11 protein-coding genes and 2 pseudogenes are annotated in these 17064 nt (G+C 63.4%); 8 read left to right on the top strand and 5 right to left on the bottom strand.

Annotated elements, in window-relative coordinates:
• Positions 1-2423: Rne/Rng family ribonuclease (locus CP49_RS12500; protein WP_057850557.1), on the bottom strand; the 2423-nt coding region annotated here is incomplete at its 3' end.
• A gap of 711 nt (positions 2424-3134) precedes the next feature.
• On the opposite strand from CP49_RS12500, the gene CP49_RS12490 reads away from it, so the two are divergent.
• The 7 genes and pseudogenes from CP49_RS12490 to CP49_RS12465 all read left to right on the top strand — a co-directional run bounded on the left by CP49_RS12490 (position 3135) and on the right by CP49_RS12465 (position 10742).
• Positions 3135-4490 (top strand): N-acetylmuramoyl-L-alanine amidase, encoded by a 1356-nt coding sequence (locus CP49_RS12490; protein WP_057850547.1) that lies wholly within the window; start codon positions 3135-3137, stop codon positions 4488-4490.
• A 241-nt stretch (positions 4491-4731) separates the two neighbouring features.
• A complete protein-coding gene (locus tag CP49_RS12485) occupies positions 4732-7242 on the top strand; it encodes a penicillin-binding protein 1A (protein WP_057850546.1) in 2511 nt (836 codons plus the stop codon).
• A 127-nt stretch (positions 7243-7369) separates the two neighbouring features.
• Positions 7370-8501, top strand: a protein-coding gene (prfB, locus tag CP49_RS12480; RefSeq protein WP_156438336.1) for a peptide chain release factor 2 whose coding sequence is annotated in 2 segments (ribosomal slippage) — positions 7370-7438 and positions 7440-8501 — 1131 coding nt in all. Because the reading frame shifts where the segments join, the coding sequence is not laid out codon by codon here.
• A gap of 73 nt (positions 8502-8574) precedes the next feature.
• Entirely contained in the window at positions 8575-9480 is a 906-nt protein-coding gene (locus tag CP49_RS12475; RefSeq protein WP_057850544.1) for a DMT family transporter, read from the top strand.
• A gap of 84 nt (positions 9481-9564) precedes the next feature.
• Positions 9565-9792: pseudogene (locus CP49_RS49220) on the top strand (helix-turn-helix domain-containing protein); the annotation flags it as partial.
• Entirely contained in the window at positions 9793-10248 is a 456-nt protein-coding gene (locus CP49_RS12470; protein WP_245310668.1) for a cupin domain-containing protein, read from the top strand.
• Positions 10245-10742 carry a cupin domain-containing protein gene (locus CP49_RS12465; RefSeq protein WP_197423091.1) on the top strand — a complete coding sequence of 166 codons (498 nt, stop codon included), beginning with the start codon at positions 10245-10247 and terminating at the stop codon, positions 10740-10742. The genes CP49_RS12470 and CP49_RS12465 overlap by 4 nt, the downstream gene beginning before the upstream one ends.
• A 35-nt stretch (positions 10743-10777) precedes the next feature.
• On the opposite strand, the gene CP49_RS12460 is transcribed toward CP49_RS12465, so the two are convergent.
• From CP49_RS12460 to CP49_RS42690, 4 genes are all read right to left on the bottom strand, one after another.
• The gene (locus CP49_RS12460; RefSeq protein ID WP_057850542.1) at positions 10778-12949 is read right to left on the bottom strand and encodes a carbamoyltransferase C-terminal domain-containing protein; all 2172 of its coding nucleotides are present in this window, start codon (positions 12947-12949) and stop codon (positions 10778-10780) included.
• 243 nt (positions 12950-13192) lie between these two features.
• The gene (locus CP49_RS12455) at positions 13193-13642 is read right to left on the bottom strand and encodes an SRPBCC family protein (RefSeq protein WP_057850541.1); all 450 of its coding nucleotides are present in this window, start codon (positions 13640-13642) and stop codon (positions 13193-13195) included.
• 213 nt (positions 13643-13855) lie between these two features.
• Positions 13856-15211: a M23 family metallopeptidase gene (locus CP49_RS12450; protein WP_082645993.1), complete on the bottom strand. Its 1356-nt coding sequence runs from the start codon at positions 15209-15211 to the stop codon at positions 13856-13858.
• A 100-nt stretch (positions 15212-15311) separates the two neighbouring features.
• The gene (locus CP49_RS42690) at positions 15312-16058 is read right to left on the bottom strand and encodes a peroxiredoxin (protein ID WP_082645996.1); all 747 of its coding nucleotides are present in this window, start codon (positions 16056-16058) and stop codon (positions 15312-15314) included.
• 216 nt (positions 16059-16274) lie between these two features.
• Between CP49_RS42690 and CP49_RS47220 the strand changes: the two are divergent.
• A pseudogene (locus CP49_RS47220) lies at positions 16275-17064 on the top strand (YhdP family protein); the annotation flags it as partial.

Below are 17064 nucleotides of genomic sequence, written 5' to 3'. Positions count from 1 at the left end.
CGCCGGCGGCGGCGCCGCTTGCGGCGGTGGCCGTCTCCTTCGCCTTCGGCCGCCGCCGCTTCGGCGGCCTCGTCGGTCAGCCCCTCGGTCTCCTCGGTTTCGACCTCGGAGTCGGTTTCGATGTCGAACGCCTCGTCGTCGTTATAGGCTTCCTCGACCTGCGGCGGGAAGGCGGCAGCCTGCGCCGCGAGCAGCGCCTTGGCGGCTTCCAGCGTGTGCACCTGCTCGCCGCGGTCGATGAGATACGACTGCTGGCCGCTCACGGTGGCGTCGGCGACGACGGCCAGCGAAACCTTGAAGGCGTTTTCGAGATCGCGCAGATGGCCGCGCTTGTGGTTCAGCACATAGAGCGCGACGTCGGTGCGGGTGCGCACCACCAGATTGTGGGTCGCGCCCTTCATCAGGATTTCCTCGATACCGCGCAGCAATTGCAGCGCCACCGACGAAACCGAACGGACATGGCCGCTGCCGCCGCATTGCGCGCACGGCTCGGTCGAACTCTCCAGCACGCTGGCGCGGATGCGCTGGCGCGACATTTCCAGCAGGCCGAAATGCGAAATGCGTCCGACCTGGATGCGCGCGCGATCCTGCCGCAGGCAGTCGGAGAGTTTTCGCTCGACTGCGCGGTTGTTGCGCTTCTCGTCCATGTCGATGAAGTCGATGACAATCAGGCCGGCGAGATCGCGAAGGCGCAATTGCCGGGCGACTTCCTCGGCCGCCTCCATATTGGTCTTGAGCGCGGTGTCCTCGATGTGATGCTCGCGGGTCGAGCGGCCGGAGTTGACGTCGATCGAGACCAGCGCCTCGGTCTGGTTGATGACGATGTAGCCGCCGGAACGGAGCTGCACGGTCGGCGAGAACATCGCATCCAATTGGCTCTCGACGCCCATCCGTGAGAACAGCGGCTGGCCGTCGCGATATTGCTTCACCGCCCGCACGTTCGAAGGCATCAGCATCTTCATGAAGTCGCGGGCTTCCTGGTAGCCGGCTTCGCCGGCGACCTGGATTTCGTCGATCTCCTTGTTGTAGAGGTCGCGCAGCGAGCGCTTGATCAGCGAGCCTTCCTCGTAGACGAGGGTAGGGGCCTGCGACTTCAGCGTCATGTCGCGCACGGTTTCCCACATGCGGATCAGATATTCGAAGTCGCGCTTGATCTCGGGCTTGGTCCGCGAGGCGCCGGCGGTGCGCAGGATGATCCCCATGCCTTCCGGCACGTCGAGATCCTGCACCACTTCCTTCAGCCGCGAGCGGTCCTGGGCCGAGGTGATCTTACGGCTGATGCCGCCGCCGCGGGCGGTGTTGGGCATCAGGACCGCATAGCGGCCGGCGAGTGACAGATAGGTCGTGAGCGCCGCGCCCTTGTTGCCGCGCTCTTCCTTGACGACCTGAACCAGCATCACCTGACGGCGCTTGATGACTTCCTGAATCTTGTACTGGCGGCGCGGGCGGAAGGGGCGCTCCGGAACTTCTTCCAGGACGTCGTCGCCACCGACGGATTCGACGACTTCCTCCTCGGCGTCCTCGGCATCGTCCTCGTCGTCGTGGCCATCATCGCCTTCGGCCGGGGCGAGTTCGTCCGTTGAAGCTGCGGCGTACCCTTCACCGGCGTGCTCGATATGCGGCGCATCGTCGGCATGGGCAGCATTTTCGCGCGCCTGTTCCTCGCTATGACGTTCATCATGAGCGTGCTCAGCCGTTGCTTCGATGACCGCCGTCTCGACTGGCGCCGCGGCAGGCGTGCCGGGTTGCGCTTCGCTTGCGGCCTCCGCCGATTCCTGAGGCGCGGGCGCCTTGTGATCGGCTTGATCTTGCGGACGGTCGGGATCGTGACCATGCGCTTGGTGGTCATGCGCCTCATGGTCGTGTTGGGCCGTATCGTCATGATGCCCGGCATCATCCTCGTGATGTTCGGCCTCGTGCGGATGCGCTTCGCCGGCATACATGCCCTCGTGCTCATGCCCTTGTTCAAGCTCCTGGCCCTCATAGGGCTGGGCCGCCTGCGCGGGATCCTGGCCGGCGCTCTCGATGACGTCGCTCTGGACACGGTCGCCATGGCCGCGACGACGCGCATTGCGGTGGCGCGAGCGGCGGCGGTGGCTGGAGCGGTTCTCGCTCTCTTCCTCGGCCTCGCGGTGGGCACGCTCGTCGGCCTCGATCAGCGCCTGACGGTCGGCAACCGGGATTTGATAATAGTCCGGGTGGATTTCGCTGAAGGCGAGGAAGCCGTGGCGATTGCCGCCATACTCGATGAACGCCGCCTGCAGCGACGGCTCTACGCGCGTGACCTTGGCCAGATAGATATTACCGCGGAGCTGCTTGCGCTGGGCGGTCTCGAAATCAAATTCTTCGACGCGGTTGCCACGGACCACAACGACCCGGGTCTCTTCCGGGTGGGTGGCGTCGATCAACATCTTGTTGGGCATTTTGGAACTCTTGACGGCGGCGGGCGCGGTGCATGGCGCGCGCAAATTGCGCGGCCCGGTGACGCGACGGTCCACCTGATTCGGGGGTGAGGGGAAGGCCAAAACGCACTTCTTGGCGCCGCGCCGAACGGAGGCCCACCAGCGCGATGCGACGTGCGAAGCTTTCGCCTCGCGTCGGCGCGATCGTTCCGTGGATCTTGGTCGGCAATACAGTCTGGCGCATCAAGCGTCGGCCCGTCTGAACATGTTGGCGGAAAGGATACCGCCGCATCTATCGCTGAAGGCCCGGTTCGGCGCCTAAACGCCCGCCGGCCATCGCATATCGGACCGTTTTGGGTCCGGATAATCAGTTTTGCCGCGTCTCAAACCGTCCCTGGAAAGGACCTGGGATCGGACGCCGCTCGGGCTCGAAACCGCCGCTCTCCGTGTCAGCCGCGCGCGGCGCTGGCCGTGGAGGGGTCGGGAAAGACGCAGGTTCCTCCGGCTTCGAAGGTTCCGGCGCTGCACCGGGAGGCTGAACGCGACACAACCGGGAGTATTAGCCGTCAGCACCTCGTACATACGTGGATTGGGGGCTGCGTGCAAGGGAAGCATCATGGAACCGTCGCAGTGCGGCAACACTTGCTGCTTTTCGCCGATCTGACCTTAAGGTTCAATTAACCCTGCGGTCCTAATGCGGTAAGGGAGGGCTCCTCCGGAGGCACCGAATCGTTGGCGAGCCGCGCAAATCACCCTGTTTTGCTGGGATGTGGCCTATTGTGCGCCGCAGCATTGCTGTGCACCCAGATGGTCGGCCCCAGCATGGCCCAATCACCGGTTTCTCAAGCACCGGTTTCTCAAGCTGCCATCCCGAGCCCGGCGGCGGTATCGAATTTCCCTATCGCGTCTGACGCTCGTCTGGCTGGCGATGCCAAACAGACCCGTTTTGTGCTCGATCTTGATAAGGCAATCCAGTTTCGCGCCTTCACGCTGGCAGATCCCTATCGCGTAATCGTTGACCTTCCCCAGGTAAGTTTCCAGCTTCCTGCGGGGATCGGAGTCGCTGGGCGGGGGCTGGTCAAGGCGTTCCGCTACGGTCTCATCATGCCGGGCGGATCGCGGATCGTGTTCGACCTGACCGGGCCGGCCAAGATTGCGAAATCCTATGTGCTGGAGGCGGCCAACGGGCAGCCGCCGCGGCTGGTGCTCGAATTCGAAGAGGTGGACCGCACCGCCTTTGTTCAGTCTCTGGCGCCCGAAAGCCGCCCCGAACTGCGGCCCGCGATCGCCGAGGCCAACGCCGCCGTCGCGCGGGCGGATTCGTCGGCTGCGGCCAAGCCGCCGCAGGCGCCCGACAAGCCGCCGCAAGCGCCCGACAAGCGGCCGGTGATCGTGATCGATCCCGGTCATGGCGGTGTCGATAACGGCACCCAGGCCGGCGGTGCCGACGTCATGGAAAAGAATTTGGTGCTGAGCTTTGGCCTGGCGCTACGCGACCGGATCGAGAAATCGGGCAAGTATCGCGTCGTCATGACCCGGACGGACGACACGTTCGTTGCGCTCGCCGATCGCGTGAAGGTCGCACGCAGCGAAGCTGCCGCACTGTTCATTTCGATCCATGCCGATGCCTTGCCGCGCGGCGAAGGCGACGCCCGAGGCGCCACTATCTACACGCTGTCCGACAAGGCCACCGACTCCGACGCCGAACGATTGGCAGATGCCGAAAACAAGTCGGACGCGATCGCCGGCGTTAATCTCACGGACGAGCCGACCGAGGTCGCCGATATCCTGATCGATTTGGTGCAGCGGGAGACCAAGACCTTTTCAAACCGCTTCGCGCGGACACTGATGGGCGAAATGAAGAATACGGTGCGGATGCATAAGCATCCGCTGAAATCGGCTGGTTTCCGGGTCCTGAAGGCCCCGGACGTGCCTTCGGTCCTGGTCGAGCTCGGCTATGTCTCGAACAAGGGCGACCTTGAGCATCTGGTTTCGGAAAACTGGCGGAACCGGACGGTCGGATCGATGGCGCAGGCAATTGATGCGTTTTTAGCCAAACGGCTGGCAACTGCCGGACCCGGCAAGTGAAAAGTCCGGTGCGCATGGCGTAAGAGCAGGCTGAAAAGCATGCCATCCGGTGCACCAAGCCCTAGTTTGGCCACAGCGGCAACGGTATAGAAAATCGACTGCTGGTCTTCGGAATCGGTAAATATTGTCCGCCGGACCTTTTAGTGTTCGACCGCGTAGCGGCAACTCGTTCGGCGGGATTGCCGTATTAGGATAGACGCCGCAGATATCGGCGCACTGGGTTGGAACGGAAACTTCGATAATGCGCTTGCTGGTCCGGTTTTTGGGTTTCCTGTTCGCTGCCGGGACCGTCGTGTTCCTGGTCGGCGTCGCCGGCGTCGCGGGCGCGATCTGGCATTTCTCCAAGGACTTGCCCGACTATTCGCAGCTTCAGGATTACGAGCCGCCGGTGATGACGCGCGTGCATGCCTCTGACGGCGCCCTGCTCGGCGAGTACTCCAAGGAACGCCGTCTCTATCTGCCGATCCAGGCGGTGCCAAAACTCGTCATCAACGCGTTCCTCGCGGCCGAGGACAAGAACTTCTACGAGCATGGCGGTATCGACTTCACCGGCATGGCGCGCGCGGCCGTCCTCTATGCGCAGAATTTCGGCTCCAACAGGCGTCCGCAAGGTGCCTCGACGATCACCCAGCAGGTCGCCAAAAACTTCCTTCTGACCAACGAGGTTTCCTTCACACGCAAGATCAAGGAAGCCCTGCTGGCGATGCGTATCGAGCGCGCCTATTCGAAGGACCGCATCCTCGAGCTCTATCTCAACGAAATCTATCTCGGTCTTGGAGCCTACGGCATCGCGGCGGCGTCGCTGGTCTATTTCGACAAGTCGGTGAACGAACTCACGATCGCGGAAGCCTCCTATCTGGCGGCGCTGCCGAAGGCGCCTGCGGCGCTGCATCCGGTGCGTAACCGCGATCGTGCGGTCGAGCGGCGCAACTACGTGGTCGATCGTCTGGTAGAAAACGGCTGGATCAAGCAGGCCGATGCCGACAAGGCCCGCAAGGAACAGCTCAACGTCACCAGCAGCCGCGGCAACGGCGCGCATATCTTCGCCGGCGAGTATTTCGCCGAGGAAGTCCGGCGCGACATTTTCGAGCGCTACGGCGAAAAGAAACTGTACGAAGGCGGATTGTCGGTCCGTGCCACGCTCGACCCGAAGATGCAGGTCATGGCGCGCAAGACCATGGTCGCCGGGCTCGTGAGATATGACGAGGCGAGCGGCTGGCGCGGCGCGCCCTCGAAGCTCGATATTTCCGGCGATTGGGGCGTTAAGCTCGCCGACGTTAAATCGCTCGGCGATATCGCGCCGTGGCGGATGGCGGTGGTGCTGGAGACATCTGACCAATCGGCGCGGATCGGCTTCCAGCCGGGCCGCGAACTCGGTGGCGCCGTCAGCAAGGCCAGGCAGACCGGCATCATCACGCTCGATGGTGTGCGCTGGGCCAAGGCGGCCTCGGGTCCTACGAGGGGCAAGACGCCGACCTCGGTGGCGCAAGTGCTGTCGCCGGGCGACGTGATCTATGCCGACCCGCTGTTCGACAAGGAAGGCAAGCCGGTCGAAGGCCAGTATCGGTTGCGTCAGTTGCCGGAAGTTTCGGGCGCGATGGTTGCCATGGATCCGTGGACCGGCCGCGTGCTGGCGATGGTCGGCGGCTTCTCGTTCGACCAGAGCCAGTTCAACCGCGCGACCCAGGCCTATCGGCAGCCGGGCTCGTCGTTCAAGCCGCTGGTCTATTCGGCGGCGATGGACAACGGCTATACGCCGTCAACCGTCGTGGTCGATGCGCCGATTGAAATTGACCAGGGGCAGGGCGTCGGCGTCTGGCGCCCGGAAAACTATTCGTCCGGAAAATACCAGGGACCGGTCACGCTACGCAACGCGCTGCGGAATTCGCTGAATACGGTGACGGTGCGGCTGGCCCAGGACATCGGCATGCCCTTGATCGGCGAGTATTCCAAGCGTTTCGGTGTCTACGACGAGCTGCCGAATTATCTATCCTATGCGCTCGGCGCCGGCGAAACCACGGTGATGCGGATGGTCACGGCCTATTCGATGTTCGCCAATGGCGGTCGCCGCGTGAAGCCTACCCTGATCGATCGTATTCAGGACCGCTACGGCCGCACCATCTTCAAGCATGATGCCCGCGAGTGCCGCGGCTGCGACGCGCCCGGCGGCTGGAAGAATCAGGTTGAGCCGCAGCTCGTTGACCGCCGCGAGCAGGTGCTCGATCCGATGACGGCCTACCAGATCACCTCGATGATGGAATATGTGGTGCAGGCGGGCACCGCGACGGTGGTCAAGGAAGTCGGCAAGCCGATCGCCGGCAAGACCGGCACCACCAACGATGAAAAGGACGCCTGGTTTATCGGCTTCTCGCCGGACCTTGTGGTCGGCATCTATGTCGGCTTCGACAAGCCGCGCAATCTCGGCCGCGGCATGACCGGCGGTCATCTGGCCGCCCCGATCGCCAAGGACTTCCTGAAGCTGGCGCTTGCCGATAAGCCGGCGACTCCCTTCAAGGTACCTGCCGGCATCAAGCTCGTCCGCGTCGATGCCAAGAGCGGCATGCGCGCCGGACCGGGCGAGGGCGGCCGCACCATCCTGGAAGCGTTCAAGCCGGGCACCGCGCCGCCGGATAATTACTCCGTCATCGGGGTCGCCGATGCGGACGGCCGGATGCCGCAGGGATACCCGCAAGGCTACCAGCAGCCCGACGCCGGCAACATCATGCGTCCGGGAACCGGCGGGCTTTACTAGCCGATTGCGCTTTGCGGCGGACGCCGCTACATCCGACGCCTCAGACAAAGACAAAGCCCGGTTCTGATTTGCTCAGAACCGATCAGGCTCTATCCAGTAGCGGTTCCGACCGCAGATCAGAGAGACCATGCGCGCCGAAGTCGAACGCCTCGTTGAAGAGATCAAGCAGTCAGTCGGGCTGCTGAGGAGGCATCTTTGACGTCGAGAAATCCACGGCTCGCCTCGCCGAGCTGAACAAGCTCGCCGAAGATCCCAATCTCTGGAACGATCCTCAGAAAGCCCAGAAGCTGATGCAGGAGCGCACCTCGCTGGTGGATGCGCTTGAGGGCATCGGCAAGGTCGAGCGTGAGCTCGACGACAATGTCGAAATGATCGCGCTCGGCGAGGCCGAGAACGATGAAGGCGTCGTGGTCGAGGCCGAGAACGCGCTGAAGGCCCTGAAGAAGGAAGTTGCCCGCCGCGAGCTGGAAGCGCTGTTGTCAGGCGAGGCCGACCGGTTCGATTCTTATCTTGAAGTGCATGCCGGCGCCGGCGGCACCGAAAGCCAGGATTGGGCCGCGATGCTCCTGCGGATGTATACGCGCTGGGCGGAGAACCACGGCTTCAAAATCGAGTATCTGGAAGAAACTCTTGGCGAAGAAGCCGGCCTCAAATCCGCGACCATCCAGATCAGCGGGCACAATGCCTATGGCTGGCTGAAGACGGAGGCGGGCGTGCACCGTCTGGTGCGGATCTCGCCGTTCGATTCCAATGCGCGCCGGCACACCTCGTTCTCGTCCGTCGCGATCTTTCCGGTCGTCGACGACTCGATCAAGATCGACATCAAGGAATCGGATGTGCGCACCGATACCATGCGCTCGGGCGGCGCTGGCGGACAGCACGTCAACAAGACCGAATCCGCGGTGCGCCTGACCCATATTCCGACTGGCGTCGCGGTGGTCTGTCAGGCCGGCCGCTCGCAGCACAAGAACCGCGCCCAGGCGTGGGACATGCTGCGCGCGCGGCTCTATGAAATCGAACTGAAGAAGCGCGAGGAACAGGCCGCCGCCGATCAGGCCGCCAAGACCGATATCGGCTGGGGTCACCAGATCCGCTCCTACGTGCTGCAGCCCTACCAGATGGTGAAGGACCTGCGCACCGGCGTGCAGACCTCGGATACGTCGGGCGTGCTCGACGGCGACCTCGACGAGTTCATGGCGGCAACCTTGGCGCAGCGCGCGTTCGGCACCGCGCCCGGCCAGGTCGAGGACGTGGACTAGCTGTATCCGGAAATCGGGTGGCAAAGTCCGGCGCGGCTGACTAGAGCCTTTTGCCTCCCGGGCCTGAGCCGCAATGACCGCAAAAGACTCATCGATCGACGCCCGCGACTGGTCGCTGCTCGGCCTGCTCTCGATCCTGTGGGGCGGGTCGTTCTTCTTCAACGGCGTGGTGCTGAGGGAATTGCCGCCGTTCACGGTGGTGTTCCTGCGCGTCGCGCTCGCGGCGATCATGCTGCTGCCGCTGCTCTGGCTCTACCGCATCCGCTTCCCGGCCGGCCTGTCGGGCTGGCGGCCGTTTATCGCGATCGGGCTTCTCAACAACGTAGCGCCGTTCTCGTTGATCGTGGTCGGGCAGACCTATATCCCGGGCGGGCTGGCCTCGATCCTGAACGCGACCACGCCGCTGTTCACGGTCGTCGTGATGGCGGTGGCGGGCGAGGAAAAGCTGTCTGTGCGGCGGATCGCGGGCGTCATCGCAGGCTTGATCGGCGTGATCATTCTCCAGGGCGGCCAGTTTGGATTGGAGAGCGGGCAGGCACTCGGCATTCTGCTCTGCCTCGCAGCCGCCTTCTCTTATGGACTGTCGGCGCTGCTCGCGCGACGGCTACTGTCAAACTCGCCGCCGCTCGGCACGGCGACGTTTCAGATGCTGGCCTCGGCCGCGATGATGACCGTCGTGGCCGCATTCATCGACCGTCCCTGGCAGTTGCCGATGCCGGGGACTGCGACATGGTTCGCCGTCATCGGCCTCGCCGGCTTGTCGACGGCGCTGGCCTACATCGTGTTCTTCCAGGTGCTGCGGCGCTCCGGCGCCACCAATGTCATGCTGGTGACGCTGCTGATACCCGTAACCGCGATCCTGCTGGGCGTCCTGGTGCTCGGCGAGCAGATTTCGCCGAGTGAAATCGCGGGCGCATTTGTGATCGGCAGCGCGCTGCTCGTGATCGACGGCCGCGTGCTGAAGTTTCTCGAACGTTAGTTCGCCTGTGCAGGCGACGCGAGCCGCCTTGACATTTGCCTATATAGCAATACGATTTGCCTTATAAGCAAATGGGAGAACAGCGTGGTTTCGGTAGAAGCTGGCCGGCGCGCCCGCGAAGCGGCGCGCCTTGCCGGGATTGGAGCCATCATTCGCAGAGCCCGTTCGGCGCGCGGTTTGACGCTCGATGAACTCGCCGGAATGGTCGGGCTATCAGTGACATTTCTCTCGCGGATCGAGCGCGGACTCATCGCGTGTTCGATCGGTAATCTCTTGGAAATTGCCGGCGTCCTTCAGGTGCGGCCGGCCGAATTGTTCGCCGACATCGAAGGAGAGGACCGGACGCGCGCGTATCGCGTGGTGCGGTCAATCGATGCCGTTGCATCGAAAGGCGCTGACGCAAATTATGCCTGGCGCAAGCTCGCTTTGGGCATTGGCGAGCAGCGGCTGGAAACTTTCCTGCTCGAATTGTCGGCAAAACCGCGCAAGCCGACGCTGGTCGCGCATCCCGGCGAAGAAATGTGCTTTGTCCTCGATGGCAGTGTCGAATTTCAGGTGGGCGACGAAACCATTGCGCTGGAGCGCGGTGATTCGATTCATTTGCGCTCAGACGTACCGCATATGGCATGGGCGCGCGGGTCCGGCAGTGCGCGCCTGCTCATGGTGACATCAATCGAAAATCAGTCGGCCATCGCGGTTGAGTGGTGGAGCAATATTGCGGGCAGGAAAAGCGAACGAGAGAGCACGGCAAAAGGGAGAGCAAAATGAGTGCTGCCAGGAGCAAGGAGATTCCCGATACCGCGGCCGCAAATGCGGAATTGACGACCGCGCGCGAAGCGTCGCGAAAGGACCACAAGCCTTACGAGGCGCGCCATTTCGAGGAAGTCGATTGGGAGACAATCCGGTGGCCGGGCGAGACAGGCAAGATGCTTTTTCATCCGCGACCGGAACGTCCGACCGAACCGAACGCGGGAATTCTGCGGCTTGAGCCCGGCGCTTATCACCCCGAGCACTATCACGGCTTCGCGCAGGTCTGGCATATCCTGAAAGGCGAGTTTTCAATCGACGGAACGTTGCATGGTCCGGGAACAGTGCTATTCCATCCAGACCCGCATTTTGAAGGCGAATTCCGCACCGAAACGGGTGGGGAGATATTCATCGTCCAGTATCCTGGTCCGACGACCGGTGAGCGCCCGATCTATGGCGGCCGGTTCAACATGGCGGAACGCAAGGCGGTTGCGAGCGAACGCGTCGATCTCTGAACCAGCGGATCACCCGCTCTCATCGGAGAAGCGAATTATCGCGTAGGCTGGCTGGAAGCCGATGTTGTCGTCTTCCAGTCGGCAAGCCAGTTCCTGAACCTTCCGCTGTCGCGCTCGCCGCCATGCCAGGCCGCGTGCACGGTGCCGTCGTGGGCGACCATAATGACGGCATCGAGCCCCTTTGAGCGGCGCAGCGTGTCGATCGCCTGCTGCGGCGTTTGCGCGATGGGACCTGCGACATTGAAGGACGTGTTGACGGACAGTTCGACGCCGATATGGCGCCCGAGCGCCTTCAGATAGGCGTAGGTGAGGGGATCGTCGCCTGCGCGCACGATCTGGATACGGCCGGTGCCGTCGGCATGAATGACCGCCGGAATTTTTTCGCTGGCATGCGGCTTCGAATGAGCCGTGAGCACCATGTAGTTGTAGGCGTTGTAGTCGCCATCCGTAGCGCCGGGCAGCAGTTCGAAATACGCTTGTGCCGCCTCCAGCGTCGCCATCGGCGCCAGCGGGCGAATGGCCTCGCGATATTTGACGCGCTCGTTGAGCCGCTCGCGCACAGCCGGATCGCAGGGGTTGGCGAGGATCGAGCGATGGCCGAGCGCACGGGGGCCGGTTTCGGCCGCCCCCTGATACAGCGCGATAACGCCGTTTTGCGCCACCATGAATGCCATCAGGTCGGCGATCGCGTCGAGGCCGTCAGAGGTCGAGATATCCCCGATCCGTTGCGAGGCGATGTCATCGGCTTCGGTCGCGCGGATGATATCGTCTTGCGACGGCGGGGTGCCGCAATAGAAGGCGTGCGTCATCGGCGCACCGCGCGGGGCGCCGGCGAGATGCGCAAACAGCCAGGCGGCGCCGATGGTAACGCCGGGATCACCGGGGACTGGCGGCACCCACAGATGCAGGCGTGCGTTACGCTGCTGCGCTTTGGCGAACCAGGCCTCATTGAAATGTTCGAGCAACCGCATATTGCCGACCGCGTTCAGCGCGACGCCGCCGGTTAGTACCAGCCGGTTCGCGCCGGTGACGCGCAACAGATGGTCGACGACGTGGATCATGGCGTCTTCGAACACCAGTTGGGTCGCGGAGGCCTTGTCGAGGCGGTCTTTGGTGTCGGGGCGGTGATGGATGTCCTCGACACGCAGCACCGCATCCGGATTCCAGAGCTGGTCCGGCCTCAGCGGTTCGCCGAGTATGTCGGTGAGCGCCTGCTTGTAGGGATGATCGAAGGGGTCGCAATACCAGTTGGCCATTGCACGATTAAGCCTGATATCGCCGTTGCTGCCGAAATGCAGCACGTCGCGCAACCGCGCATAATAGCGATTGCTCGCGCGGTCCATGTCACCCCACGCGGCGGCGCCCATGTATCGGCCCTCGCTGGAAAGCCATGTCCAGCCGCCCTGCGTCGACGAAATCACGCTGTAGAACGCGCCGAGTGAATCGAACATGCTGCCGTTGCAGTAGAGCCGACGCAGCGCGCCGTTCTCGACGACGTAAAGCGAGATCGAGCCCTGATCGCCGGTGCCGTCGAGCACCGCAACCGCCGTCGGCTCGGCGTCATCGGTGAATGGCGAGGCTGCATAGGAAAACCAGGCGTGGTTGTCATGATGCGGCAGGCAGATCAGCGGCACGCGCTCGGCAAGTCCGAGCTGGCGCGCGAGGATCTTCGGTGTCCGCGTCATCTGGTCGAGGCGGCGGCCGTCGAAGCCGGCGGCCTCGGTGGTGCGCACAAGCTTAAAGCTCTGCGGCAATTCCTCCAGCACCGCGCGCGCCAGCGTGCCGGCGAGCGTCGGATAATCCCAGCTCGTGAGCCAGGCATCGATATCGCCGATATCGCGGCCCATGCCTCGCAGCGTCGCCACCGCTGCGTCGATCGACAGCTTCGGATACTCGGTCGTGTGCTTGTTGCCGGAAAAGCGCTCTTCCTCATTGTTGACGATCAGCCGTGGCCCGTCCGCCTGCGTCACCTCGACCAGCGCCAGGCCTGAATTATGCGTGCCAGGTGCGCCGAGGCCAGCGAGATAGACGGTTTCGCCTCGCGCGAGCTTCTCGCGAACATGCGCGATCCGCGCATCGGCGAAATCAGAGCCGAGCTGGTGGAAACCGGCAGCACCCATGGTCTTTGCAGCGAGCCAGCGCGCAAAGCGAAATCCACCCGCCGCGAGTTTCGGGTGTCGCGGACCAATTCGTGTGTTCAGTTTCAAGCCTTAGTCCAACCTCTGGGCCTCGCCATCGCGCAAGGTCATGCCTGCAGCCCGCATCAATCACAATTGGCGCCGGGCAACAATGCCGTTTTGTCATATGGAATAGGTGTATGCGTGCAAGCGCTGAAGCGGCTTGCGAGACAACGGCGAGGTATGGGGAAGTATTCGGCGACACCTTCACCGGCGAAGTTGGGCACTAGAGGATAAGGCACCACAGCGTGGTGCCTTATCCTCAGGCCTTCACTATTCCGGAATATCCGGCTCCACGAGTGACGCGAGCTGGGCAAGCGATTGTTGCCAGCCGAGATAGCAGGCTTCGACCGGAATCACCGTCGGCAAGTTCGTTTGTTCGATGTTGATCTCGGTTCCGACCGAAACCGCTTTCAGCGTCACGGTGACCTCGATGACGCCAGGCAAATTGGGATCGTCGAAGCGATCGGTGTAGCGGATACGCTCGTTGGGGACGATCTCCAGATATTCTCCGCCGAACGAATGGCCCGCATTCGTGGTGAAATTCGTGAACGACATCCTGAATGTGCCGCCAACCTTCGCCTCGAATTGGTGGACCTTGCAGGTGAAACCGTAGGGCGGCAGCCACTTGGCCATGGCATCCGCATCGAGGAAGGCGCGAAAAACCTTCTCCGGCTTGGTGGCGAAGACACGATGCAAACGAACGGTATTGCCTTGGGACATGACGTTGTTTTCTCCATTACTGAGCGGAGTATATCGCGGGATTTGGTTGGGTTCGCTCAGTCTCTGCCACAAGGACGCCTGACCTCCATGCGATCCGACACGGGGCCAAAAAAAATTCACCGACGCGGGCGCGCCGGTTCCGTTCACATGCCGGTAGACCGGCGACGTATTCCGCGATCGACAAGCGAGCACGCCAGTTCCGACGGCGCGATGCTAGCCTGAGCTCAATCTGACGCCCGCGCGCAAAAACTTCTGCGGGTCGACGGCGTCGCCGTCGATGCGCGTTTCATAATGCAGATGCGGGCCGGTGGAGCGGCCGGTCGAGCCGACGGCACCGATCACCTGGCCTATCCTGACGGCTTCGCCGACCCTGACGTGAATTTCCGAGAGGTGGCCATAGCGGGTCGACAACCCATTGCCGTGATCGATCTCCACCATGCGGCCGTAACCGCCCATCCATCCCGATGAGACGACCTTGCCGTTCGCGGTGGCGCGCACGGGATCGCCGGTGGCGGCGCGAAAGTCGAGGCCGGTGTGCATGGCCGGGCGGCCGAGAAAAGGATCGCTGCGGACGCCGAAGCCCGAGGTGAATTCGACCTCGCCGACAACGGGCTTGCGATAGGGCACCAGCGCCAGCGTCGCGTTGAGGCGCTGCATCTGGGCACGGGTGACGTTGATCCGGTAGAGCTGGCGCTCGAACGCGCCGGCGTCGGCCGAAAGCTTTACCGGCACGAACGGGCCGCCGATGGCGGAGCGCGGGGTGGCGGCTTCGAGCTGCGCCATGTCGAGGCCGAGATCGGTGAACACGCCGCGCATGCGGCGGAGGCGCGATTCCATGCCGTCCTCGACCGAGCTCAAGGCCGCCATCTGCCGCCGCTCGACCGAATCGAGCGAGGTCTGCAGGCGGATCAGAACGTTGTCGACGCCCTGAACCTTGGCGAACTGATTTGGCTGCGGCTTGATGGCGATGGGCGCGCGTGATTCCAATCGCGCTTCGCGATCCGGCGGCGCCACGAAGATGACGGTGTCGCTGATCGGGGAGGGTTTCAGGGTGCCGGAGGCCGGCGTCTCCACGGCAGCGCCGCGGGCCGGAGGCCGAAGCGAACCGGTGCCTGCGGTATCTGGAATCGCACCAAGCGCAGTGGCGCGCGATTCAAGCGCGGTCTGGCGGCGCATGATCTGGTCGAGCTTCTGGTCGAACTGTTCCTGATCGAGCAACTGGCGGCTGGTGGTGCGGTCGACCTTGGCGCGCAGCTCCGCAATTCGGTCTTCATAGGCGTATTGCATTTCGGCCTGACGGGCGATCAGCCGGGTCAGGACGTCGTCGCGGAACGCGAAATAGGTGGCGGTCGCCGCCGACCACATGCCGAGCAGCACGATCGTGCCGATAACGATCCAGAACACGACAGGGCCGAGCCGGACCTGCTTGCCGGCATGGACGATAGTGTAGCCGTCAGCGTCCGGTGCTGCGGCCTTTGCCGCATGGGGGGCGGGACGCCGGGGCGGCGTCCGGCCGTGGTCGTGGGGATGGTGGTGATCGGAATAATGATGACCGGAACGGTACGACATCGGCACTCCCGCGCCGGTCGGACACCAATTCCGTACGGCTCAATTTGCGGTGCCGATTTGACCCTTTCATGGTTAATTTTTGGGAAATGGAACCTGCCAATCACATGGCGCGGACGGCGGCCAGCACCTCGTCGGCATGGCCATCGACCCGCACATTGCGCCAGATCCTGGCGATCCGCCCGTCGGCGCCGATCAGAACCGTCGTTCGAATGATTCCCATGAAGCTCCTGCCGTACATCGATTTTTCGCCCCAGGCGCCGTAGGCCTCCAGCATCTCATGTTGCTCATCTGAGATCAGAGGAACCGAAAGCTGATGCTTGCTGCGGAAGGATTCCTGGGCCTTGACGGTGTCGGCCGAGATGCCGAGCACCGCGGCTCCCTCGTCGGCAAACGTGCTGCTCAGCCGCGTGAAGTCGATCGCCTCCCGGGTGCAGCCCGGGGTATCGGCCCTGGGGTAGAAAAACAGCACCAGTTTCTTGCCCGCATAGTCGGCCAGCGAGACGCTGCCGCCGCCATCGCGCGGCAGGCTGAAGCCGGGAGCCATTGCGCCCTCGACCAGTCCGGTTCCGGCAGCCGGTTTGGGCGGGACCGATTGATTGGATTTTAACTGTTTCGATGGCGGCTTGTGCGACGCTTTGACTGACGCGGTTTTGGCCGTCTTGTCCGGTTTTCCGACGGTCGCCTTGGTAGCCGTCTTGGCGGCGGTTTTGGCTACCTTGGCGGCAGGCTTTTTGACCGATGCCGCAGCACCGCGGCCGGCGGTCTTGGCCACCGGTGGTTTGCGGGCGGACGTCTTGCGGCTTTTGGGGGATGGCTTGGAGGATTTCTTGCGCGTTTTCTTGGACATACGCCTTCCTTTCGTCGCTTTCCGCAGATCAACCATTAGGGTATTGCGGGTCTCGCCCTTGACCGTCGGATTCGCTCCGGCTGCTGGGCAACTTTGATGACCCCGGAGTATGGTTACAAGGAATTCGACGCTACACCCGTCCGCTCGTCGATGGGGCCGCCCAATGAATCCTTGGGCCCGACCACGAGTAACAGTATTAATCGAGGATTGGCAGCGATGCCGGCACAGGAGCGCTCGATACGAATCGAAGAGCGCTCCGTTGGCGGCGATCAACCTCAGCGCCGGCACCGAGAGGCAATGGCTAGGAATACTTCGCCCAAGGGGTCGAATCCGCGTGCCGAGGCCCACATCTCTCAGTGGGATGATGCGGCCGGCTGGGACCAGGAGCCTGACGAGGCGGCGCGCCATCGGACAAAGCGGCTGTTGTCGCGTTCCAATTCGAGATTTCACCGTCTGGGCGACAGGTTTGCAGCGCTGCAGCGCTGGCTGACCGGCGAGCGCTGGGTCAAGCGCGTGGCGATTGTAATCGCCGTACTGGCCGTAATTTTCATCGGCTGCTTCGGCGGGCTGTGGTGGCGGCTCGGCGCCGGGCCCATCAATCTCGACGTGGCAACGCCCTGGCTCGCAGCCGCCATCGAGGAAAATATCGGGCACGGCAATACGGTTGCGGTCGGCGGTACGCAGATCGAGCGGGCCGGTCGGATTCGAATCGCGGTGCGCATCCGCGACATCGTGGTCCGCGATCGCGACCAGGTCGTCGTCGCCACCGCGCCCAAGGCCGAGGTGAAACTATCAGGCACGGCGCTTCTGTTGGGACGGCTGCGCGCTGAAAGCCTCAATCTGGTCGACGCCGAACTCGCCGTGCGAATCACGCCGGACGGCCAGGTGACGGTGTCCGCCGGCGACACCGCCAAGCCGCTGGCGACGGGCGTCGCCTCCAAGCGCGATGCCGGCATGGCGCCGACATTCCCGCGCCAGGCGCCCGCACCCGCCCAGGGTTCGGCGG

Source organism: Bradyrhizobium valentinum (assembly GCF_001440405.1).
In the GTDB taxonomy this organism is placed as follows: Bacteria; Pseudomonadota; Alphaproteobacteria; order Rhizobiales; family Xanthobacteraceae; genus Bradyrhizobium; species Bradyrhizobium valentinum.
This window is presented reverse-complemented; position numbering and strand designations above follow the sequence as displayed.